Origin of the sequence: Pectobacterium versatile, from assembly GCF_020166435.1 — a bacterium.
In the GTDB taxonomy this organism is placed as follows: domain Bacteria; phylum Pseudomonadota; class Gammaproteobacteria; order Enterobacterales; family Enterobacteriaceae; genus Pectobacterium; species Pectobacterium versatile.
The window spans coordinates 1-23,260 of record NZ_JAINZP010000002.1; the positions used below are offsets into that span (position 1 = coordinate 1).

Below are 23,260 nucleotides of genomic sequence, written 5' to 3' on the forward strand. Positions count from 1 at the left end.
AGCCAATCGCGGCCCCTATTTTTTAATCCACGATTAACACTGGATTACATGTTATCGATGATGTCCTGCGCAAACTCGCTACATTTCCGTAGCTTAGCGCCTTCCATCAGACGTTCGAAATCGTAAGTCACGGTCTTGTTCTTGATCGCGCCTTCAACGCCCTTAACAATCAGGTCAGCCGCTTCGAACCATTGCAGGTGACGCAACAGTAGATTGAAGGATAAACCACAACACAATGAATTATATAAAGAAAAATAGAAAATAGCGAATTGAACAGCATCGTTTTCATTAAGATAAATATCGATAGAAAACAGTGAGCTACTTTGTATTTTACTGAATATTTTTCCCCGAAAATTGCCTGCAATCTCACTTCTTAACAAATTTAACGGACTAATAGCATGTCATCTGTAGCCTTCATTCTTTGCCTGATTTTTGCCGCCGTTATGGTGCTGGTGCATCCCGCGTTATCAGTGCCGTTTATCATTGGCGCGTGTCTGATAACCAGTAAATGCCGCATGGAACTGGATAGCAATACCAGCATCATTCTCGGCATTACCGGATTTCTGTTACTCCTGACACTCGTTATGTGTATCAGGAGTTGGTTGAAGTAATCTGGTTAGTCGAAATACGGATGTACCCGCTTCACCGTCTGCTGAACTAATATATTTCGTTTCGCCATCAGGCGATCAATTCGCTCCCGCTTCTGGTCTGCCGTTAAAATACGATCAATCCGGGTTAGCTCAATTTGGTCATTAAGCTGCTTCACCTGCTTTTGTGTCGCCGTGAACGCCTTGCGCTGCGATAGCTTCTCGCGATTATCCTGCAACAGCTCATTGGCATCATCATGACGCCCCTGCTTACGATAGTCGTTAATCGTGCTATTAATCTGGTTGACCTTTGTCATCATCTGGTAAAAATCTTCCGTGAACTGCGTGGATTTTGCCGGGTCTGAGCCGCGGAAAATCGCTTTGATGACGGGTAATTCATCAACGCGTAGTGATGCTGACTCTCCGTTGTCGCCCAGATTGCGCATGATGATGTTTGTTGCCCCCAAAATGTATGATCCCAGTGTTCCGGTGTACCCGGTAATGATGTGATCCAGCATTTTGGGGGATAGGTTCGTCGATTCGCCGATTTCACGCATCAGCAAGCTGGTTTGATCGTTAAATCTGGCTCCGGCAATCACGTTCTTATCTGCCATGCCCTCAATCGGTCCACCTTTGAAAAAGTCGTAATTGACAAAGGTTTCAATAATAGGTCGAGTGACCTGTGGGATAGGGTTAAACGCCATGGTCTCAAAGAAATTATGCGCCATCACTTTGCCAAACTTCCCTGGTGTATCCTCTCCACCCAATGCACGAGCAAAACGCTCAGGCAATGTGCCGAACATCAAACCAATTTCAAACGGTTTAGGTATACGGATGTGCTGATCGCCAAACCATGCGTGCCAGTACGCATCTTTATCCCAATCCTGTAGCTCTTCGTAACGCTCATCCCCCCAGTTTAGCGCCAGTAACGCCAGCGATAACCCCGCGATATAACCGCCACGCTTCAACACTTCACGCGGATCATCTTTAATCGCCCGCCCCAGTTTGCTCATGCCCTGCAAGCGGGCATTGAAGAACGGCACCATGTCTGACAGGCCAATCACCAGACTACTGGAACCCTGCATGCTAAAATCCATCAGGTCGCGTGATTCAAATGCGGCCTGCACCTTACTCTTTCCTGCCTTTAGCGCGGCATCATAGGTGGCTACGCGGTTGGCATTCTCCGCCCCTTCACTGACTTTCCGGTATTTCTCCAGCGCCAAACCCATTTTATCCATCGCCTCCTTGCTATTGCGTACAATCGACGATTCAAATTCACGGATTTGGCTGTCTTTGTAGCCTTTGCGGCGCAGCACTTTACGGATGTTGGACGCTGTGCCGCCCGGATCATAGACGTTTGAATAACCACCGCCGAATGTCGCACCGGCAAACATCATGTCAACCAAGGTATTATCTGTTCGCATCGCCTTGTTCAATCCATCCCAAGACGAGCGGATCGCTTTGAACCCATCCTTATTGATTGCCCACGAGTGAACCGAGTCGCGTATAAAGTTGCGGATAATGAAGTCGGGCATGGATGTGGTGCCGATGGTTAACACGCGCTTGGCCTGTCGTGCAGCTCGCATGAATAACGATTTGCTGCGCTCCAGATCAATCATCGTGAAAGCGCGGTAAAGGTCGGGGTCGTTGATTTGAACCAAATTTTCCTGTCCATCAATGTAAACCTTTACCACATTTTTCCCGATGCGTTGGTAATCCATCTTGTTAGGGTTGTCGATGGCTTCCAGCATGTCGGCGTCTGCCAAATTGGTGACCGAACGGCGCATCGCCTCATTTTTCATAGAGGCATCAACCGACTTGGCAACGTAGTTGAACAGGTTTTCAATCGGATCTTTAATGGTGAGATCGGAGCCTTTCAGTTTACGGATTGTGCTGCTCTGGTTGGCAATCCCACGTGTCGTCCAAGGACCGTGTGTTTCGCCATTTTCTGCTTCACGATAGTACGGCAGATACCAGGCATCTTCCCATGTTGCCCGACTTTGCGGATCAATCAGCCCCATATCCTGCTGCAAGTCGATAATAGACTTGATGAACGCATCGTATTTTACCTTCTGATCCGCAAACAGTTTTTCATTGCCACGATTCAGAGACTTCATGTAGGCAATTTCATCAGCAGTAAAGTTATTCTCCTTGCCCTCTGCCATCAAACGTTCCGAGCGATGACCGGCGATCCACTTGAGAAAGTTTTCACGATGGTTGCCAAGGCCGTCCAGAATCCCCATCAAGGAATCCGCTTTGCCAGTTCCGGGAATCCGCTCAGTGATTCCCTCATTTTTGTTATAGCGAACCAGACCATGTTCCAGAACCGCCGCAGTCACAGAGCCAGAACCCGCAGACATACGCGCCGCAGTGTAGCCGGAAACCATTGCATCAGATTTACCTGCCGCATCTTCTGCGTATTTTAACGGTGCCAGACCGTCAAAGGTTTTCGTGTTCAGCTTGCGGAAGGTTTCTTGCCACCACTGCTTCAGCTCCGTCCGATCTTTATCGGCTGCCATCTGATAGAAGTCTTTGGCTTTATCAAACCAGCCCTTCTCAACGTTGAAGCCCATTTTACGGCTGGTTTCGGCATCCATTGCTGGGTTGCCTGAGCGCGAGTACAGCGTCTTGTTCTTGCGGATATCAGCGGAAGAGAGTATATTTTTACTTGATTCTGCGGGGTCGCCCTCCTTGGGCAATTGAAGCCCCTGTGAGTATCGGCGACTGGCAGAGTCTAAACCCTGGTTAGTGCTCTCCCCGGACAATTGGAGCCCGGCTGAATGAGGCTGATTAGGGTTTTCTTTTGCACGCCGATACAGCACCAGTCCAGCATCCTCCATCCCTTGCACTTTCGACATTCCGCCTACCGTGCCATAAACTGAAGCGATTTTGTTAATTTCCATGTTCTGCTTTCTGGCATTCATATGCACCGCTGACACCACCGGATTCCCATTTGTATCTTGCGCCTCAAGTAAAATCACGACGGCATCGTTTTGGGTAGACGAACGGTATACAGCAAGTGGGTCATGCATTAATTCAGGCAATTGCTCGATCACCGATAAAGGCACATCATGCTTCACCCCATTGGTGGCTTTGCGCACGGTATCGCGGTTAATAAACATATCCAGATTAGGCGCCCCCAACGCTCTTAACACTGGTGGTGTTCTGCCCAATTTCACTGACACATCACCGGACTTCAACGACCGCATAGCTCGGTCAAGATCGGCACGGTACTGCTCAGCCTCCTGCGGCAATGGCTTTAGTGGGTCAACATCATCTGCTTTTGAATACAGCGCATCGGTACGCGAGAAAGTATTATCGAACTCACGGGTGCCTGGCTGCTCATTGGCATACATCGCCGTTTTCTGGAAGCGGCCGGTGATTGTGCGCAGGATGTTGCGGATCTCTGCTGGCGTAATATCCATAGGATTCAACACGCCTGCTTTTCGCAGCGCGTTAGTCATCAGCGTAACGAACCGATCCCAGACACCGCCCAGTTTCGTTAGCTCGGAGCGCTCGGCCATATGCGCCAAAAATTCATTCGCCTGTGTTTCTAACGACTCCTGCCCGTAGGATTGTTCGACTTGCTGCCAGACATCCTGAATGGTTTTATTCTGACTATCCCGCGTCTGATGTAGCACGCGCATGATGCGATCGTATTCCACATCGCCAATCACCGACGCTAGCCCGTGATGCGCGATCACTTCATGACGCAGCTTGGCACGCAGTTCACGGGCGTTGGCAATGTTGTCGGCGATGACAATCACACGGCTCAGCTCCGGCTGGTAAATGGCATGAACTGTGCCAAATTCCGCAGGAATGCCGTTAGGCATCATCGCGGCAGCTTCGGCCTGCGTCTGCACCGCCTTCACCTTAATCTTGGCCGCACCATTCAGATGAGAGACAAAGCCGTCCGCCGCGAGCTGTACACGATCGCGTAACATGCCCGTTTCAGGCTTGCTACCATCACGGCTAAAACTACCGTCATGAATGATGTTGCCGCCGCCAATATCAGCCCCAGAAACAGAAACGCCCCCAGATTTGGAGGCGTTTTGTCGGGAGTAGAAAGCTGTTCCCTTATCAGTTTCTTTAGTCTTTAGCGTTCGGAAGAGTTTATCGAATGCCTCGCGAATACCACCATCCAGTTCCGCATTCGTTGGATAAGCATAGCTTTGCGGATCCGCATGCTCATCAGCTTTTCGGATATTAACCAGGTAGTCATTGCTTATGCCCTTCGTTTGGGCTTTATCCAACACATAGCGCTCAAAGGAACGGGCGGAAAGCTCAACGACAGTAGACCAGTAGGGCTTACTGCGGGAAGCATCGAGTGTCTGAGAGCGCTCAACCATGCCGCTGTTGTTAATAGCCTGCATGGTGCCTTTGAAAGCATCGTACACCTCTTGGCGAACCGGGTGTGTTGCTGGCACAAATTTGCCATTTTGCAACACATGATTACGCCGCTTGGATGGCGTCATAAAGCTGTCGCCGCGACCTTTGTTCTCGAAACCACGTTGATCCGCCTGGCCAAAATAGTTATCCAGCGCATGAAACCATTCGTGTGCCAGCGATCCTGCACCTTTGCCCTTGGTAAGATTTATTGCTACCTGATCCGGCTCATAGTGGGCTTTAGCACTGTTTTGTCCACCTCGCCCACGGGCACCAAAGGCAAGCCCTAATTCCCCATTGAGAGAGATTGACTGAGCAGGTACACCAAGCACATCGGCCATATCTGTTAACGCATCGAAGGCATCATTCAAATCCGTCTGGCGACGCGATCCCTCAACGTAGTTACCAAACTGAACGCCCCGAAAACCGAAAGCACTACTGAATTGTTCAGGAGAAACATCACCATTACGACGTTCAGGCCCAGTGCGTTTCTGATTTTCAGGATTACGCTGCTCGTCACGGGAGATCTTGCGCAGCTTCTCAAGCTTTTCTTCCAATTCTGGACGGTTATCTTGCAAATACTCGCGTGCTTCGGCGTTATTTTTGAAGCCAGCCTTTAACGGCAATACCTGCGTGCTGCCTTTGTAACCAAGGAAGACCTGTCCATCAACACGACGCCGGAATATTTCAATTTTCGACTGTTTGGCGCTTCCTTCGCCTAACGATGTCCCGATCTGCTGCTCAATATAGCTTTTTGCCTTTGGCAGAAGCTCCGCCAGTGTATCTGCGTAAACGCCGCGTATAGCCTTACCGCTTGTAGTTTCCAGCTCATAGACTGTTTTACCTTGCGGATATGACTGACCGTTATACATTGAGTAATGAGCTGCGTTGATTCGATATTTCGCCGCATCTTTCATCTGCTCCGGCTTAAACTGAGATACCAGCTCAATGGTATCCGCCACTTTTGACAAATGAGGTCTGGAGCGCATATTACTGCGAAGTGACTCAAAAGATTGCCTTCCGCTAATAAGATCGCTCGCCAAAGATTTAACACTGAGCGCCGTATCTGCCCATGATGAAACTCTTCCTGCATGAACCGGTTTATTCGGTATCTGTGCACGCAGCACCGCCAGCGACGCAAGTATACTATTATCGACACCATCGTTAGCCATACGAGCATATTCGGGGTGAGGAAAGACTTTTGAGAGTGGCTGAGCTTTCGCATCGTCTCGGCTGATATCTGTATCCATCGCTTGAGAAAACTGGCCCCAACGATGTTTAGCTGCACCCTGTAATTCTTCCCCAAAATCCGTGATCTTATTTTTTTGTTGCTCAGGAGATGGCAACCGCACCGCATAACCACCATCAACCTCTTCAACAGTTGCACCCTGTGTCTTCGCCCACTTGCTGGCTTTTGCAACCCGTTCACTGGAATAGGGTCGCCCAGGCTCAAACAATTTCAGTTCCCATACTGACTCCCCTCGGGCGTAGGCTTCTGTTTGTGCATCAACTGGCACACCAGCAACACGGTGTCGCTGATCAGGCAATGCGATCTGATTGTTAACGCCCATGGCATCACTAAATTCCCGCGCCTGCCGCTGACTGTGGTTTTCCCCTTCAGTAAACTGCGGAGGCTGTGCCGTCTGGCCTTCGTCAATCGTCGGTGAACCAGAGAAAATAATATTTTTATCCTCGATAACATTGGTTGGCACCGCTTCGCCGTCATACGTTTTATTGGCGCGGCCAACTTCATTTATAGCTGGAGAGCGTTCAGCGGGAATAAATTCTTGCCCGTGCACCTGCTGCCCAGCATCAAACTGCGGGCCGGTGCCTGCCTGAGCATCATCACCGACGGGCTGCCGAACGTCTCCCGGCATAGCGATCACAGAAGTTTGACCAGGCGCAGGAAGACGCGGGCGACGTGCAGTGATAATTCTTTCAGCCTGCTCCAGCGCCTCCAGTTCTTGCGGCGAATAGCCCTGATCGCCCTGCTCAATCTGCTGGCGAATAAGTTGATCAGCGGTAGGTGAATCAGGTTGTCCCGCAAGCGCGCGCTGCACATCACTGTCTTCAGCAAAGCCCTGAATGCGCGGATCCTCCCTAAGGTAGGCTGGCGTATCACGGAATTCATCAATACGGTTTTGTGGCGTGCCAACGACATTTTCGGGATTAAGCGGTGGATTATTTGCGCCTTGAGTGACGGAAATGACAGGTTCACCATCACGCCATTCGCCCGTATAGCCAGGAGGCGCTGAATCATCCCCCATTTTCACAACAGGGATAGATGACCCGTTACCGTCTGGGGAAGGTTGTCCAGATGCCTGCCATTCGGGCACATCGATCTGCGTAGTCTGCGGTTGGTTGACACCTAACCGCTGAGAAAGCACAGAACGGGCGGCTTCGTATTGAATTTGCTCTTCGTCGCTACGTTTCGTTTTTTCGTTTAGCTCACGATAGGCCACCAGTAATTCATCGTCAGGCTGCTGCTGGTATTGCTCTGCAAACTGGCTAACGCTATCTTCCCGATCCATTCCCGCTAAACGGTCATTTGCCGCACGCTTGGCATCAGCATTGTTGGATAAGTCCGCATTGGCGTACTCACGCAATACCGCAGCACGATCCATTGCGGCATAACGCTGCGTGGCTTCTTCGTAAGGAGAAAGTTGTGGCTGAACTGGCGCGGGCGGTTCTGCTGTCGGGCCGGTATCAGCATTTTGATTCGGTTCTGGTGTCGGGTTATTACTGCGGCCACGCATGCCCCCAACCGCACCAATAGAGCCGCCCAACCCTGCCCCGAGAACAGCATTGTTTGCTCCTACCTCCAACACATTCTGCATTGGATCAATATTCTGCCCAGCAGTATCAATAAGTTGCTCGTTTTGGACATAGCGTTGACCAAACCCCTGAGCAAATTCAGTGGCTCCCTCAAAAAGCGCCCCTTTTGCTGCACCAGATAAAATACCATTTGCGGCGGCTTTCTTGGTCAACAACGAAAGAAGCGTGTGGTCGCCCAGCGTTGATGCTGCAATATTCAATGCTAGCATCCGAGGGTCGGACGTTACTGCGCTGGCAGCCTTTTCGGCCACTTGGCTGCGTGCCAATTCAAGCTTTTGACTATCGGATAGGTTGGCATGGCTTGGGTTGGCATCAATGGCACTGAATGCAGACTGAAACGTAGGGCTTTCCATCAGTTCGTTGAATGACAATCCATTAACCTGCGCACGCATATCAAGGCCGCCCTGCCCTTGCGCGGTTCCGGTCATAGCACCAACGAATGTCGTTTTGCCCGCGACTGCGGCTGCACGATCTGCGGTTTCTTTCGCAAGTTGTCGGGCAGCTTCTTCAGGCATGGACTTACTGAGCCGATTGAACGTCGCACGTTCTGCCATTTCACGCGCAGCGCCTGCACCCAACCTTGACACACTGCCAGCCGTTAGTAATTGAGCGATCGTTGGAATAGCATTGATGAACCAGGCATCCTTATCGAAAAGTCCCTCCCCAGCACTGACACCCGTGATATCCCCTGCCTGATTGTGCTCAAAACTAACAAAATCCAGCGACGCCGCTTTCTTCGCCCCTTCGCTGTAACTATCCTTAATACGTTGGGATGCGGCACCAGCAAGATCACCCGCGCCTTCAACAATGAAACTGCCAGCACGCGATAACGGATTTCCGGCATTCTGCCGCATAACGTCCATCATTTGGCTATCAATGCCCAGTGGATTGGCTGCGGTATCCGCATTTTTTTCATCAAGTATCTGGTTGCCAGCTTTAAATAACTGACCAAAACCAGCAACCATATCTAACGCGCCAGCACCTGCGGCTTTAACGTAATCCCCCATTGTTGCTTCTGGCTCGACAACGGGTTTATTCCAACTCTCAGCCGAAAAGAACTGACGATCAAAATCGGATGGTTCGCCCGGCTGCTGAATGTTGAGGGATTGGCGATTGCTATTCGCCACTTGCTGTTCGGGGCGTTGCTGCTGTGGATCGTTGACCATTACGGACTCCAGAATTTAGGCAAAAAAAAGCCCCACCGAATTAACGGTGAGGCTTGGTATCTTTGGAGAATTTAGCGCGTTCTCATCAAAAATGACAGGCAGAATTTTTTCTTAGGCTACGATCTTGTTGCCGCCATTGCGCGGACTACATACATTCAAGGACTCGCTAATAATGAAGAAAGCAATTGCATTAATTTTTGTGATGTTAACTTTAGGTTCATCATTTCAAGTGATGGCTGGACCTGGCCGTTGTCAGCATGATTCTGATATCGCGGCTGACGGCTCACGCTGCGGTGGGCGATCTGCAGACTCTCGCCCTGGTGGCGGTGGCTATCGTTGATAATTTTTAGGCGCAGTAATGCGCCTATATGTTTACTTTCCCGTATAATAAGGCGGATGTGATTGCCCTTCCTTTGATTGCCGCAACTGGTTAGCCACAGCAGCATCAGCCGACGCCTTCGCACCTTTCGTATACTGCATATACTTGGCATCCAATTGCTCAGCACTCAATGATGATACCGGCACACCCATAGCGATAGCTTTCTGAGCGAATGCAGTCTTGCCCTGATCGCCAGCCGCCCATTGCTGCAACCCTCCGCCACCTTGTGCTTTCGCCTGTGGCTGCGTTTGACCATATGAATCTCTCACCTGCTGTTCCAATTGGTCGTATTGTGAGTTAATCCCCGCAGCAGTCTGCGGATCCTGTGCCATTGGATCAGCCAGAGCCTTAGCCCTCGCTTTGCCAACATCCAGCAAGTCTTTACGCAGCCCCTTTGCTTCCTCGCGTACTGCTGTTTTATCAGGTGGGTTAACCATATCGTTGAGAAACTTCGCCCGGCTACCGTAATTTAGCTGGCCTACCATCTGACTGTAGCCGCGCACCTCTTCCATAAGGCGAGGCAAAGCAATCGGTGCAATAGTGTCATTGGGATCTGTCGAACCAAAGCGAGTCATGGGTTTATCCGCAACAGAACCATCCGTGTATGTAACTTTCAGGGTTGGAATTACTCGTTGGCCATCTTCAGTTAACCCAATATGTCCCAGTTCTTTTGACTTAATCGTCTTACCAGTTTCTGGGTCTTTATCACCTATCCCACGCTGAATATGTGTAGATAACACGTTATTCATCACGCTAATGGCAGTTGGATCGTTATAGTCCATGCCGCCATTGAGAACGGCTGGCATGATACGGTTGATTTCTTTAACATTTTTTATGGCTTCATCACCAATAAAGCGCTTAGGGTGGCTAGGATTATCAGCCGAAATTTGATTAATTAACTCAGGATCAACATTTCCAGTTTTATCCAACTGGTCATAGAACATTTTGATAACTGGCATTTCATCTTGAATGCGTTGTTGCCGCGTCGTCTCCGCTACCTGAAAATCAAACCGCTGCTGCGCAAGGTTGTTACTCTGCGCTTGCAGTGCGTATGAACGATCGGCGTTTTTAGCATTCATTGTGTGCGTCAGCCCCCATCGCTCATCTTCCTGTTTATCCCGCCCAACCTGACGCTGATAATCACGTAAACCAGTTTCTTTACCGTAATCAAATTGCGCCTGAGCCAGCCCAAACCGCCGATCATCGTTCTTCTGTTGTTGGTCTACCATTAACCGCCGCAGCTCTGATTCTTCCCGGCGCTGTAACGCATTATCCATCGTATTGAATCCGGCAAGAAAGCCGTCTGCAAGTCCTCTTACATCTGCCATAGCGCCCCCTAATTATGAAAATAATGAACCCGCGACTAAACCCACCGCCGCGCCAATCCCCGCACCGATTGGCCCCCCCCATGCACCGTAAGAGGCCCCCATCGCAGCGCCACCCATCGCCCCCATTCCGGCCATCGTGCCTTTCATCTGGTTGGCGGCCTGCTTCTGCTGGGACTTAAGTTGTTCGTTAGCCGATTCCCGCTGCTGTTCCAGCTCTGCCGCCTGCTGCATACCTTGCAAGCCCTGCTGGCGCGTTTGCGCCGCAATATCAATTAAGCCGTATCCCATTAGGTTTCGCTCCCGATTTTGAGCAGATCGCGCAGCCCAGTTGAACCGCCGGTTAATATGCTCATTTGCCGATCGGTTTCCGCATCGCGTATGCCATTTTTCGCCCCTGCGGCAGCGAGTGCAGATTTAAGTCCCAGGCTGTTATCACTTTGATTTGTTTGTTGAGTTGCCCCATAACGCGCCTGCTGATTAGCTGAACCGACGGTTGCCGTATTCAACGCCTGTTGCTGCGTCGCATCTGCCCGAGCCAACTGGTTATTCATCAGTTGGCCACTGGTTGATAAATCCATCAGGCCTTGTAGCTTTGGAAAGTATCGCTGCTGCCAGTCGGCGTACTGCTTACGCGTAACGTCGGCAAAGGTATCCGATGCGTATCCCACTTTTTACCCCCCCGTATTTCTGAAGTTCGTGCTCATGAAAGGCGTATCAGAAACCCCAAATACACCACTGGAGCTGCCGCCTGTCGGTGTTGGCGTGCTCTTCGGCAAGCTGGATAACCCCTTACTTACTAAAGCGCCACCCACCGTACTGATCAGCCCCTTCGTAGCCTGCTGCTTGGAAAGGGAACTCTGCGCATCCGAAATCGCTTTCTGCTGCGACGCCGTGGCAATACCCTGATAGCCCTGCATTGCTTCCGCTTTTTGCCCCGCCCCCATTGCTTGAACATCCTGTAACCCAGCGACATGCTTATTTTGCTGGTCGGTCTGAGAGCGATTCGTTGCATCAATCGTGCCCGTCACCTGGTCAGTCGCAATATCTTTCAGGCCTCCTTGGAATTTACCGCTGCTGGGATCGACACCTGCCGATGCAAGACCATCTGCCGCCTGTCGCCTAGCCTGACCAAACTGCTGTTGGTAGCCAAGATTGACATCGCCAGCGATGTCGTCGTATTTCTGCTGATCGTTAAGCCCCTCCACCTTGTTCATAAACAGGTTTTCATAGGGCTTCAACTCGCCTTGATAAAGATCCCACTGTTGCCGCGCAACATCTGCCGCCGCATGCTGCTGGGATGTCTCCTTGATTTCATTACTGCCTTTACTGCCGCCCACTCTTCACCTCACACCGGAATTTTGAAGGTCATGAATCCTTCTTCATTGGGTAATCGCTCAAAACCTAATTTTGCAGCAATCCGAATGAAGCCTTTTCTTGCCGTATTAAATTCAGCCCATCGTCCTCCAACCATACGGGTTATCGCCTTTACCTCACCCAAATAACGCACGATGCTATCCGGCTCGGTGCCGACCGCCAGCCAGACAAAAACATAAGGAATACCGTTACGTGATTTTGGCACTAACACGATTCGCCCATTTTCCGAACCAAAGCAAAACGCCTGCTTTTTACGGCAGGCGTCTTGGATATGGATAATCAAATCTGGTTCACCGACATCTTCGGCGACACGATTCATTATTTTTTCCATAAATAATGATATTCAGGTACGGCTACGAGAACGCACTAGAGTTCTTTCGCGAAACCATGAATAAAATCCCCTCCGCGCTGCAATTTGCATCGCCTCTGGTTCTTACTTGAATAAGGACGTTTGATGAGCCAGCGGGAATTTCAGCAGAAAAGGATTTAACATAGCTGACTGATTTCTCTCCAGCAGTCACACCTGGCCCAGTAGCACCACCTCCAACAACACCCGATAGAGTAGATACAACCCGTCCATTAATCAGGAGATCTAGATATCCATTTAAAACCGTAGTTGATTTCGCAGTGAGGGTCATACTAATCGCCGCAGAGGAAATAACCATTATTTGGTCTTGCCCCCCGTTATACCTGAATGATCGGGTTTGGTTGTGTCCGATGGGTGGCATCTGATAAACCTGCATCACATCCCCTTCGATTTTGTTTGCATAAACAGTGCCTTCAAATCGGCCATCTGTTGCGTAGACTGTTCCCCGAAACACACCATCGGTGGCATAAATACTTCCTCGAAATTCCCCATCAGTTGCATGCACTGTGCCGCGAAAACTTCCGTCTGTCGCAGTGACGCTTCCTGAGAACGAACCTGACGTAGCAACTACCCGCCCCTCAATATTTGCATTCGTCGCCGTCATATTACCGTTCGGATCAACGGTAAAATTACCACTCTCAATCCGAGCCGTTTTTATATACGGAGAAACTATTTCAATCCCCGCCTTCACGCTGTCAGCAATAATAGTTTGCGCGGCCAATATTTTTATCACAGCATCTTTGGCAATTAATTCATCAATAACCACTTTTCCATCTACGACCGCAAAGGGGATCGCATAGGTTGTTTTATCGCTGGGATTATTAGGATCGAAGATAAAGAATTGATTGGCGGCCACCGCTACCTGACTAATGGTATTACCGTTTGCATCACGACCGGCCACAATGCCGATCCCTGCTTTTACATCTCCAGCTTGTGCTTTCGTGCTCCACATCGCCCGATATGACGCTGAACCATTTTTATCCATTTCAGTGATGGTTTTTGCATTTGTCTGCACCGCTGCATTATTTTCTCTCGTTGCAGCCTCTACCTTTTCAACACGTTCCGCTGATGATGAGAACTGATCGGAGACCGATTGCGATAACTCCCTTACCGCTGACATATTGCTTTGTGATGACGTTTCAACATCGGTTACCCGTTTTGCCATCGCACTGTTTTGATTCTTCACCGATTCAGATAGCGTTTTTACATTTGAATCAACCGTGCCAATATTCTTTGTGTTTGTTTCCAGCTTATCCGTAAGATTGGCAATCAGTGGCGACGCATTCAACTGTTCCGTAATCACCTCTATGATGGCCGCCGGATCGGGATGCGTTTGTGCGTAGGTGCCTTTTGAATCATTGAACGGTCCCGGCTCACCCAACGAGTTAACGTGCCGTATCCAGTAGTACCCTTTCCAGCCTGGATCAACGGGGTCACCGTAAACACCCGCCGCAGAACTGGCGATCAGCACCGCATTTGCCAGGTTGTCTTCAGGAGAACGGTAGATTTCCGTCAGTGAGCGACCGCGATAATTAGGCATATCCCACTCAAGCAACACGTAAGCAAATCCACCTGTGGCTTTGAAATTAGTTGGCCGAACCGGTTTTTGTATTCCCCCGCCCCCGCCATCTCCTTTGCCACCACCTGGTGATAATGATGTTTTGCCACCCGCTCCCACACGCAGGTTAGCCAGGCCGAGGGTTGCCAAATCACCATACGTCACCGCGCGATTGCGCCCGTCACCACGTTGGCCGGTCAGCGTTTCAACGTTCTCTAAAACCGCCGACGGGTCTTTGCCCGCTCTAAACTTTGCCGTCATGCTGTCATTTCCTGCATCGATGTAGCTAACGTAATCCGGTCTACCTGCACGCTGCCGTAGACTTCAACCTGCCAGCGTTTACCACGAATGGGAGGTAGCTTAACTAACGACTCTCGCAGGCTGCCCGGCGGCAAATGCAACGCTGAGCGGCCATCAACATGCAGAATGACGCCGACGTGCGATAACGCATTGCTCATTACTCGCAGGCAGGAAAAGGCCGTATTCGCCGGAGCCAGATATTGCTTCGAGCGCCAGCGCATATTCAGGTTGAAAGCGCCATCGTTAAACGTATATAGCTGCCGCCCCTTCACGATATGGAGCGTATCACCCGTCGGATCGTTGTAAGCCGAATCAAACGACGTCGTGATGTGGCGAATATCCATGCTGGCATGATCGAAAATAAATCCCGCCACGCCGTTATCTGTGTCATACAGAGCCAGATATTCGTTTTCCACGCGCCAAGCCCGGATCGTTGTCGGGTTGAAATCTTTCCGCCACTGCTTAGCTTCAATGATATTCGCCGTGGCAATCGTCGCCGCACCATCGGCACTGATAGAAACAAGGCCATTCGGCGAGGCATACAACGCGAAACCATCCATCGTTACCATTGATTGACGTGAGACGCAGGACAGCGCGATCAGGGAATGCGTTGACGTGATATTCGACGGTGTGATGCCTGAAAAAATAGAGGGAATACCTTTCGTACCGACGACCAGCGTTGTACCCACTGGCGCGATCGCCACAACATCATCCTGCGTGGTCTGCTTGTTGCTGTCTTTCCAGGCATAAGGCAAATAGGCTTCACTGAACATCACCTGATTGCCTTTAAACCCAGCAGCAATGCCGTTAGACATCATGCACAAACCAATCATGCCATCCGGTGGCATGTAATAGTCGTAAGTCTCCAGTGAAGCGCTAAGCTGAGCATTTGACAGATCGTCGACAAATACACCGACGGCAATATCCAGCTCGGCCACCAATAAGAAATCCGCTGCCTGACTGCTGGTCGCCGATCGATAAATCCGGCGTTTGGTGATGTTGTTGTTCTGCTGTCCGGGTGGTTGCAAATTCAGTTCCACCGAACTCCCAGAATACTTTATCGTTAACTCCGCAGAAGCTGGCCCCGGCGGCCCCTCTTCACCATATGCCGTAACGTAGGTTTCGGTGTAGAAGCGCGTTTCATCATCCGTTGGATCATCTTCTTCTACGTCAGCCGGCGGCGTGATGGTGCCAATGCCGATCGGGTTGGTAGGCACCGGAACACCAAGACGGAAAAATGCCGAGGGATAATTGCCGTTACCGCCCGTCGCAATCTGTGCAGATGTGACCTTCGGAAATTCATCGTCAGTGTAATAAACGCGCCCATAATCATCATTAGCGACCGGACTGCGGATTGCGTCAACAATCTTGTTCCAGGCAAACCAGAAGCTATCCCGATAGTGGAAGATGGTTTTGGGCTTGAAGGTAAAGGTTTTGCCCTGATCTGTATCATCCAGCATAGGGGTGATAACACCATGCCGAAAGTGGCAGCTCTCCGCCACCGTCGCGTTAGATTCAGGCAAAAGGTGTTCAACAATGCGTGGCATCATTCCGCGCATTGTGGTGATATCAATGGTCGCCATAATGATCCTGAAGCAGAAAACAAAAAAGCCCCGCTTTTTAAGGCGAGGCTTGGTATCTTTGGGGAATTTAGCGCGTATCTTTCACCTACGCAATTTAAAAGGATTGAATATGCACACCATTGATTATCACGGAACGACAATCTGCGTACTTGATGAACATGACATGCTGACAGACTGCCCCATTGGAGCATATGCAGTGATAGAAGATTCGGGGTTTTATGTCGCAGTACACATCGGCGAAACTGATGCACCAGCGATTCACACAGATCCAGTAGAAACGCTGGAGAGTGCGCTCGATATCATTGCTGAGCAATTATCGTTTTTTGCGTGATCAGGTAGGTGAGACGCTATTGCAGTAAACGTTGCTGTGGTTGACAGCTGGCTTTACAGGCTCGGGTTCAGGCATATTGACGCGAACCTGAATGAATAGCCCTTTTGGGACGTCGATCGGCGTCTGGTCCGGCCATTCCATATCTGGTGTATGCCCCAGCTCAGGGTCGAACGGAGCTTTGTCGAGCGTCAGACGATTTTGTGCGAATTGCATCGCGTCAGAGTGTACGCGATGGAACGTGTAGACAGTCACAGAGCCGTCGTCATCAACTTCGTAGTTGTTCCACGTCAGTTCCTGCCCGTTCCTGCATCTCGGATTACTCACACCGCCATCGATGCCGTTCCATGCGGCATCGGGGTGCATACCCTGACAGCCAGTGATTTTGTAGACACCCTCGCTCAACCGCTCAACATCCACGCCTTCAGCCTCATATGTAGCAGTGAATGAGCCGTCAGCATAAATATTGATGACTGGGCTGGCTGTTTTCCAAAAACCGCTGGAATCTGCAACTGCGTTACGACCTTGAACTAAAAAACGCTGGTTTCCGTGAAACACCTCTCCGGTGGTCGGAGTTATGCGTATGTCACCTGTATTCATTAGCTGAATACTAGAGCCCGTAGCATCGTTGTTTAGTTGTATAGTGTTGACATTAGTTGAGCCTCGACCGACCCAACCTTTTCTAGTTACCCCGTCTGAGTCGTAGAATGGAATAAAAACAGGGTCGCCTAGGTTCGGCGCTAAAATTCGTAACGGAGTTTGATTCGATTTAAATATTTGCATCGCTGAAAATGTCTGCGCAACGCCTAGCTGCGCTGGATTTGCTAAATTTCCAGCATCCCAAATTGTATAATCCGAACCGCTCCGTCTCACAACTGCTACGCCGCCTAATGCCGTCGATAGTCGTATTGAGCCGTTATCTAACAAAACAAGTCCGCTTGCGACTGCGGTATTAATTAATTGCACTGTTGTACTATTTGCAGCTGTCCGTCCCAACTCAAATATATTAACACCTGTTGGAGTTTGACCATTTAGTACCAAAACTCCGTTAGCAACTAATTGACGAAACGCGACCGCAGAATTTTGAAAAACTTTAAGGCCAGTAATAACTTGTGACGTGTCTAGCGTCATGGGGTTTGGTAAATTTGCACTTGTCCAAATTTCATTCCATGCAGACCACGCCCCTGCACTATCCAATTTATACCGAATAAATATTCTGTTACTGGCGTGAGTTGTATACCGCTGAACAGTACCTACAATGTTGGCTCCGGTGTACTGAATCTCAAGGCTCCCCGCGCTTAAAATTGGATAGTTTCGCGCCAATGTAGCCGTTGCTGTTACGCTCTGATACCAATTACCTCTATAGTCAGAGCCGAATAACGTATCTAAATCAGTAGTACCAAGCGACCCTCTGTCTGCGTACATCCCCGCCAGAGTTATGTTTTGATTTGTCCACAGATCATAAACAACAGGCAGTGGCCCACCCTCTGCGCCAGCTAATATCCGAACACCCTTTCTTTGCTCCACATTGCTATTAGCAGGGTGATGACCGACACTAATTGCGCCCCATGTGTCGGCTGATTTAAATAAAAATACAGGACCGTATGTTTTCAGTAGCGTTGATTCCGCACTTGCCGGAAATGTACTCGGTCTAAATATCTGACTACCGTTTGCCGCAGAATTCATGAACGCCACTTGCGCGGCTTCATTATTAAATGTCCGTTGCCCGCCCTTGCCGCCCAGTCCAAACGCCCCCTCGCCATTTGCGGACAATTTCAATATTCTATTTGGTGTAGCGTCAGTAGATGATGTCTGAACCTCTAAACCGATATTTGCACGAAATGCTTCAGCACTAACAATATCAGAACCATTCGCGGACTTTTTCATTGTATCTGACAGCGTCGCCTGAGCATTCCCCGCCGCTGTCTCCGCCGCATTTTTAGCTGCCGTAGCAGTACTGGCTGAAGCGGTCGCTGATGTTCTAGCTTGCTGTGCCTGCGTTACTGCCGCACTGAGGTTTTGGGCATACTGTGCTGCCTCATTTTTGGCAGCGGTAGCATCGTGCGAGGCGGCGGCGGCGCTGTTATTCAGCGTTTGTATCGCCGCCAGCTTCGCGGCAACGTCCGTCTGAATCTCACGGAAATAGACAATGATTGCTGGCGTAACGGTTTGTTCCATCGCAGCCAGTTTTAATAACGCATTGATCGTCGTCGGCGTCGATTTCTCATTAATAGAAACGGAACCATAGACCGAATTGTAGCCATCACTCTGGATTGAAATAGCGTATTCGCAGATCTCCAACGGAATAGCGTAGTTGCCATCCTGATCGGTCATAACAGATGCAGAAAAACCATTCAATACCGAAGGCCCGTTGGTCAGCGCGCTAAAGGTGACTTCAGCACCAGAAACAGGAACGCCGGCCGGATTCATTAATACGCCACTGATTAATACACTCACGCTTGCGAACTCCCGTTATATTGCGCCTGCTTTTTCTGCCCGGCGGCGGTATCAGTTTGTGATTTGACGCCCAGCAGATCGACAAAGGTTTGATAGTGCTGGGATGACAGCATCGCGTTATTGCCGTTTTCTGCGTCTTTGCCATAGGCGCGAAAAAGGATGAACTCAAGAACAGGGTTAAAGTACAGCTCATCAAGAGGGAATAACCGAGCGCTCTGCGGAGATAGGTCGGTAATACTGGCAGGAGAAGGTAAACGCGCTACGTTAATTTCCAATTGCGCACCAGCCAGTGCGCCAGGAAATACAAAGAAGGTTTTTGGCGTCTGTTCGTCGTAGCAATAGCGCTCAATCGGACCCGCTATGCTGTGCCAATCGGGATACTGATAATCGAGCGCATCACGCGGAAACGGTTGAATCGCACGCCCTCCGACTACTCGCGTAATTTCCAGTAAACGTATCGCGCCCTCGGGCAAATGTTGTCGCGTACCCAGCACGCAATCGAATGTCTCAATCGATGCCCCAGCATCTGGCCTGATGATGATTACGGCGTTAATCGCATCATTGTAATAATCCAGCAGCTCGGATTTAGGCCAGCGCAGCCACAGCGAATCCAGCAGTTGCGAGTTCGCTCTGCCGATCATGTCGTTAATCGTTGTCATTAGTAGAAGTCGTGTTTACGGACTGGATTGTGGAAACCGGTTATCGGGGAGTTATCAAGCGCATCACGATAGGCGCGTCGATAACCATCGGTGAAAATGGATTTGAAATACGCCGCTCGTTGCGGATCGCTCCACGGCTTACCCGGCATCAGGTAAAGGTCTTCTAACGCACCGGCAGCAATCACATCCGTGTAATCGTCGGCCAGCGCATCAGGCACGGTATCTACATCACGCCGAGGTTCTACGGCAAAGAGAATGATGATACGGCCAAACGGTCGCGTAAACGCAACGTGATTGGCCGAAATCACGGTAAAGTCTATGCCCGCAATTAGTACAGTTGGCTCATCAGGGTTGCTGATATCGGTAACCAACAAGCGCTTGACGCACTTCACTTCCAAACTCTCCGTCAACGTGAGCGTTACGCCAGATTCAATCTCTGTCAGCACCAGCGATTCACGGCAAAACAGTGACTCACGGCAGAACGTGATAGCGGCTTCCAATGCAGATTGCCGCATCATGAAATCTAACGGCCCGCTAATATGTTTACGGATCGCTGGCAGGAATGCGTCAAGCGATGCCATTATTCAGCGCCCTTTGCTTTAACAGCTTCACGAACGCGTGCGCGGAAATCATCAACTTTTTCCTGAGCGCCTTGCTTCAGAACCGCCAAATCTTCCGCTTCAACCAGCGTCGCCAGTTGGACGGATGTCAGTTTTGCCAAATCGACATCATCGTTACCGATTTTGACCACCCAGCTATTCGCTTCAGCTTCAGCCTTCTGGCGTGCCAGCTCTTCCACCGCCAACTGGGCTTTTAATGTCTCGTCCTCAGCAGACTGTGCCAACACCGATGTTACCTGGTCTTCACGTACCCATACGGTAGGGAATTCCAGCAACTGGTGAGCAATCCCGCTTTCAACGTTGACGGGTTTAAGGCGGGGGAAGATCAGGCGGCTACCTGTCACGGTATCGCGCTTTTTGTCTTTACCACCGATGTACACAACAGAAACTTCTGCCATTTTTGAATCCTTATAAAAAAGCCCACCGGAGTGGGCTGGATAGTTAGAGAGGCGGCTTAGTAGCCTACCGCAACATATTTCACATTGACGATCAGACGACCCGTTGCGGCACCACCAGCAATCGTAGCGGTGATTTTCTCACCACTGATCGCCGTGCTGTACGGCACAACGGGTACAGATTTCGCCACCGCCGCTGCATGACTCGCGGCCGCGACAAGTGTCTGATTACCGCTCTTGATCGCTACAGTGGTATTGGCACCCAGCGCATCACTGACGACATCAACAGAATAAATCCGCATACCGATCGGCATTTCCAATAACTCAACAACATCGCCAACGGCTGCGGTAGCCAGCACAATCTGGCTTTCTGCTAAAGACAGATTGCCCTGTGGCCCTTGGTACACAGCGTCACGCATGGACGGCGCTTGAATCGTTGCCATAAATTTTTCTCCTGATAGAACAAAGCAGCAGGCCGAAACCTGCTGTTATGTGGGGATTAGGGGGATGGATTAACGACCCGTAGAGATCGCGGAATCAACGACGATAATGCCGTGGTCACTCATGCGACCATCTTTCTGCTGGAAGCGGATTTTCTTCAGGCCGTTGATCCAACGCACTGAAATCTCCGTGCCGTTGCCGTGATCGACTTTCTCTTCGTGGTAACCGAAATGACCACCGCCCTCGCCCGTGCCGTAAGCATTCGCCAACGCCTGACCACCCAGCAAGATAGCGCGGTCAATGGTAGTTTTTGCTTCTTTCAGTGCAACAGTGGCCGCCAGATCATTGTTAGATACAGCGACCTGAGAGCCCGAATTGAAGCGGATCGGCATCCCTGTGTACTTGCGCACCAGAATGTTTCGCCACATTGCGCACTCACCTTTGAACAGCGGGTGATCGAAACCTTTAGATCGCTGAATAACGCGCGACAGCATCGCCTGCCAATCTTTACCCGACGTGGAGGTGTACCAGTCATTCCACTGGCGCGGCGTGACGTTTAGTACGTAATACGGATCGTCGTTCGCCATTTCGTCTTTCGACATTTTGACGGGCTGAAGCGGGTGGGCCATTTCATCGATAAACAAAGAGAGGCTATCGACTACACCCAAATTGAAGATATCGGCAGCATCCAGACTTTCAAAGCTGGTCGCATCACCGGCGTAAAAATGGCGATCATAGGTTGGCGGCAGCACATCGTTAATCATGATTTTGCCGAACTCACCATGCCCCGCCAGCGGCAGAATGGTGTCATCAGCGATGAAATCACCGCGTGCGCCCGCCAGATGTACCGTCGCGCACTGATCTTGCAGATCATTGAAATAAGTGCCCAACAAAGTACGGCCGGTTTTGTTCAGATTGTGCTTGTAACGCTGTTCGGACATTTTACCGCCCGCATCAACCAGGTGACGGCCCTGATTAATCTTGAGAGAGAAATCCGCAAACGCGAGGTTTTCACCGCGCCCTTCCAACTTCGCATCGCCCATTGTCGGGAGCTTGCTGAGTTTGTGGACGATTTGCATATCCACTTCATCGCCTTTCTGCTTTTGCAGATCGGTGATACGCACCACTGGCGCCGTATAGCTGGTTTGCTTCACGCCTTTTTTATCTGGCGTTACCGCCTTTGGCGCTTCCTGCTGTTCCGTCATGATGTTAACGAACGAGCGGTTGCGGTTAGCTGCGGTGAACAGCGCAACCTGCATCAACTTATTCGCCTGGGCGGAGGTAATGGTAGTCATGTTGATTCCCTAAAAAAGAAAACCCGCACGCGGCGGGTTGGATGATGTGAGTAACGTCAGATGGCTTGTTCTAACAGCGCTTCAATCTGCGCATCGGTCATGCCAGCAAACATCGCCTGCAATTGATCGGGATCGGCATTAGCCGCCTGCTCCAGTGGTGATGCAGTATGTTGCGTCGTTGAGCCGACATCTGATGGTGACGCAGGCAGTTGTGACGAGGCATTTGCTTTCGCCAGCAGATCTGCTGCTTTTTGCTGAAGCTCTTCAGTTGTCGGTTGCTGTTGCGCGGCTTGCATGGGCTGTTGAGGTGCACTCTCCACAGACTCACCATAAGCGGCGCGGGTTCGCTTCACGACTTCACCGAATCGTTCATTTAACGGTTTATCTTTCCACACGGGATCAAGTTTGAGTGTTTCATCGATATGCACCGCCAACGTAAAGCGGTCTGGATCGCTACCTTGCCAGTTTTTCAGATCTGGCGTGGCATCCAGTGCCGCCATCGCAGGGTTGTCATTAACAGGTTGAGAAACTACAGGTACTGGCTGCGCAGATTGCAGGTATTCCACTTTCTGTGTCAGTGCATCAAGCACATTCGCCACTTCAGGGAAACTCTCACGCACGGTAGCGATCTGCTCTGGCGTAATCTTAGCTTTCTCCGGCAACTGCGCAGGCTGTAAACCTGCATCGTTAATCTGGCGCGTAAAGACTTCCAGTTGACGCTGAGCTTCAACTAATTCTGTAGAGGTTCGCTGATTCGCTTCAGACAAGCGGCGCTTTTCGGCACGTTCCGCTTCCAGCACATCATAAGGAATAGTGTGTTTACCATCCCGGCTGAGAATGCTTTTCACGGTGCTATTGCCGCCATCAGCATCAGTTGACTGTTGGGTCGTGGTCGTCTGTGGTTGTGCAGCTACGCCCGGCGTCAGCGTAGTGGTATCGCCCTTATTTTCCTGCTGCCCATTCAGATTATCGGCGGTAGCTTGTCCGGTATGGGTTATCGCCCCCGCCGCCTCATCAGAAATATCCACATCGCCCAAACCATTCAACAATGCTTCCAGCTCTTCAGCTGTTTCTTCGCCTGTTAAATTATCAATATCAACACTCACGTTGTGACTCCTGCATGTCTATTTGTCGGATAGATCCGAAAGGGGTGGGACGTATCGCTGCCCATGCGAATAAGCGCTCTAACAAAAACGCTTATC

Annotated in this window: 19 protein-coding genes; 3 read left to right on the forward strand and 16 right to left on the reverse strand. The window is 50.5% G+C overall.

The genetic code is table 11. The annotated features are described in order from the left end of the window. Nucleotides 1-44: 44 nt before the first annotated feature. A complete protein-coding gene (locus K7X24_RS21965; RefSeq protein WP_263499225.1) occupies nucleotides 45-380 on the reverse strand; it encodes an isocitrate/isopropylmalate family dehydrogenase in 336 nt (111 codons plus the stop codon). Nucleotides 381-398: 18 nt separating this feature from the next. On the opposite strand from K7X24_RS21965, the gene K7X24_RS02795 reads away from it, so the two are divergent. Next, nucleotides 399-611, forward strand: a complete 213-nt coding sequence (locus K7X24_RS02795) for a hypothetical protein (protein ID WP_224552846.1) — start codon at nucleotides 399-401, stop codon at nucleotides 609-611. Nucleotides 612-616: 5 nt separating this feature from the next. On the opposite strand, the gene K7X24_RS02800 is transcribed toward K7X24_RS02795, so the two are convergent. Next, nucleotides 617-8,974 carry an LPD38 domain-containing protein gene (locus tag K7X24_RS02800; protein ID WP_224552849.1) on the reverse strand — a complete coding sequence of 2,786 codons (8,358 nt, stop codon included), beginning with the start codon at nucleotides 8,972-8,974 and terminating at the stop codon, nucleotides 617-619. Nucleotides 8,975-9,146: 172 nt separating this feature from the next. Here K7X24_RS02800 and K7X24_RS02805 point away from each other — a divergent pair, with 172 nt between their 5' ends. Then, on the forward strand, nucleotides 9,147-9,314 hold the full coding sequence (locus K7X24_RS02805) for a transmembrane anchored protein (RefSeq protein WP_224552851.1): 168 nt from the start codon (nucleotides 9,147-9,149) through the stop codon (nucleotides 9,312-9,314). Nucleotides 9,315-9,346: 32 nt separating this feature from the next. Here the strand turns inward: K7X24_RS02805 and K7X24_RS02810 are convergent, their stop codons facing one another. Genes K7X24_RS02810 through K7X24_RS02840 form a run of 7 tightly spaced genes read right to left on the reverse strand, consistent with a single transcriptional unit; the run spans nucleotide 9,347 to nucleotide 15,863 of the window. Then, on the reverse strand, nucleotides 9,347-10,681 hold the full coding sequence (locus K7X24_RS02810) for a hypothetical protein (RefSeq protein ID WP_224552852.1): 1,335 nt from the start codon (nucleotides 10,679-10,681) through the stop codon (nucleotides 9,347-9,349). Between the two features lie 12 nt (nucleotides 10,682-10,693). Continuing rightward, nucleotides 10,694-10,969: a bacteriocin gene (locus K7X24_RS02815; protein WP_224552854.1), complete on the reverse strand. Its 276-nt coding sequence runs from the start codon at nucleotides 10,967-10,969 to the stop codon at nucleotides 10,694-10,696. Continuing rightward, a complete protein-coding gene (locus K7X24_RS02820; protein WP_180829484.1) occupies nucleotides 10,969-11,349 on the reverse strand; it encodes a hypothetical protein in 381 nt (126 codons plus the stop codon). The genes K7X24_RS02815 and K7X24_RS02820 overlap by 1 nt, the downstream gene beginning before the upstream one ends. Nucleotides 11,350-11,352: 3 nt before the next feature. Then, nucleotides 11,353-12,018, reverse strand: coding sequence for a hypothetical protein (locus tag K7X24_RS02825; protein WP_224552856.1), 666 nt, complete (start codon nucleotides 12,016-12,018; stop codon nucleotides 11,353-11,355). A gap of 8 nt (nucleotides 12,019-12,026) precedes the next feature. After that, nucleotides 12,027-12,374: a hypothetical protein gene (locus tag K7X24_RS02830; protein WP_224552858.1), complete on the reverse strand. Its 348-nt coding sequence runs from the start codon at nucleotides 12,372-12,374 to the stop codon at nucleotides 12,027-12,029. Between the two features lie 34 nt (nucleotides 12,375-12,408). Beyond that, nucleotides 12,409-14,241, reverse strand: a complete 1,833-nt coding sequence (locus K7X24_RS02835; RefSeq protein ID WP_224552860.1) for a DUF1983 domain-containing protein — start codon at nucleotides 14,239-14,241, stop codon at nucleotides 12,409-12,411. Next, a complete protein-coding gene (locus K7X24_RS02840; protein WP_224552862.1) occupies nucleotides 14,238-15,863 on the reverse strand; it encodes a hypothetical protein in 1,626 nt (541 codons plus the stop codon). Before K7X24_RS02840 ends, K7X24_RS02835 begins: the two co-directional genes overlap by 4 nt. On the opposite strand from K7X24_RS02840, the gene K7X24_RS02845 reads away from it, so the two are divergent. Then, on the forward strand, nucleotides 15,853-16,194 hold the full coding sequence (locus K7X24_RS02845; protein WP_224552864.1) for a hypothetical protein: 342 nt from the start codon (nucleotides 15,853-15,855) through the stop codon (nucleotides 16,192-16,194). The genes K7X24_RS02840 and K7X24_RS02845 overlap by 11 nt on opposite strands. Here K7X24_RS02845 and K7X24_RS02850 read toward each other — a convergent pair whose 3' ends face one another. From K7X24_RS02850 to K7X24_RS02880, 7 genes are all read right to left on the reverse strand, one after another. Further along, complete coding sequence (locus K7X24_RS02850) at nucleotides 16,195-18,648, reverse strand: prophage tail fiber N-terminal domain-containing protein (RefSeq protein WP_224552866.1); 2,454 nt, start codon at nucleotides 18,646-18,648, stop codon at nucleotides 16,195-16,197. Next, on the reverse strand, nucleotides 18,645-19,307 hold the full coding sequence (locus K7X24_RS02855) for a DUF6682 family protein (RefSeq protein ID WP_161547013.1): 663 nt from the start codon (nucleotides 19,305-19,307) through the stop codon (nucleotides 18,645-18,647). Before K7X24_RS02855 ends, K7X24_RS02850 begins: the two co-directional genes overlap by 4 nt. Continuing rightward, complete coding sequence (locus tag K7X24_RS02860) at nucleotides 19,307-19,888, reverse strand: hypothetical protein (protein WP_224552868.1); 582 nt, start codon at nucleotides 19,886-19,888, stop codon at nucleotides 19,307-19,309. Before K7X24_RS02860 ends, K7X24_RS02855 begins: the two co-directional genes overlap by 1 nt. Continuing rightward, a complete protein-coding gene (locus tag K7X24_RS02865; RefSeq protein ID WP_224552870.1) occupies nucleotides 19,888-20,325 on the reverse strand; it encodes a hypothetical protein in 438 nt (145 codons plus the stop codon). Before K7X24_RS02865 ends, K7X24_RS02860 begins: the two co-directional genes overlap by 1 nt. 56 nt (nucleotides 20,326-20,381) lie before the next feature. After that, on the reverse strand, nucleotides 20,382-20,765 hold the full coding sequence (locus K7X24_RS02870) for a hypothetical protein (RefSeq protein ID WP_224552872.1): 384 nt from the start codon (nucleotides 20,763-20,765) through the stop codon (nucleotides 20,382-20,384). Between the two features lie 69 nt (nucleotides 20,766-20,834). Continuing rightward, entirely contained in the window at nucleotides 20,835-22,058 is a 1,224-nt protein-coding gene (locus K7X24_RS02875; protein ID WP_224552874.1) for a N4-gp56 family major capsid protein, read from the reverse strand. 56 nt (nucleotides 22,059-22,114) lie between these two features. Continuing rightward, nucleotides 22,115-23,164, reverse strand: coding sequence for a hypothetical protein (locus tag K7X24_RS02880; protein WP_224552876.1), 1,050 nt, complete (start codon nucleotides 23,162-23,164; stop codon nucleotides 22,115-22,117). Between the last annotated feature and the right edge of the window lie 96 nt (nucleotides 23,165-23,260).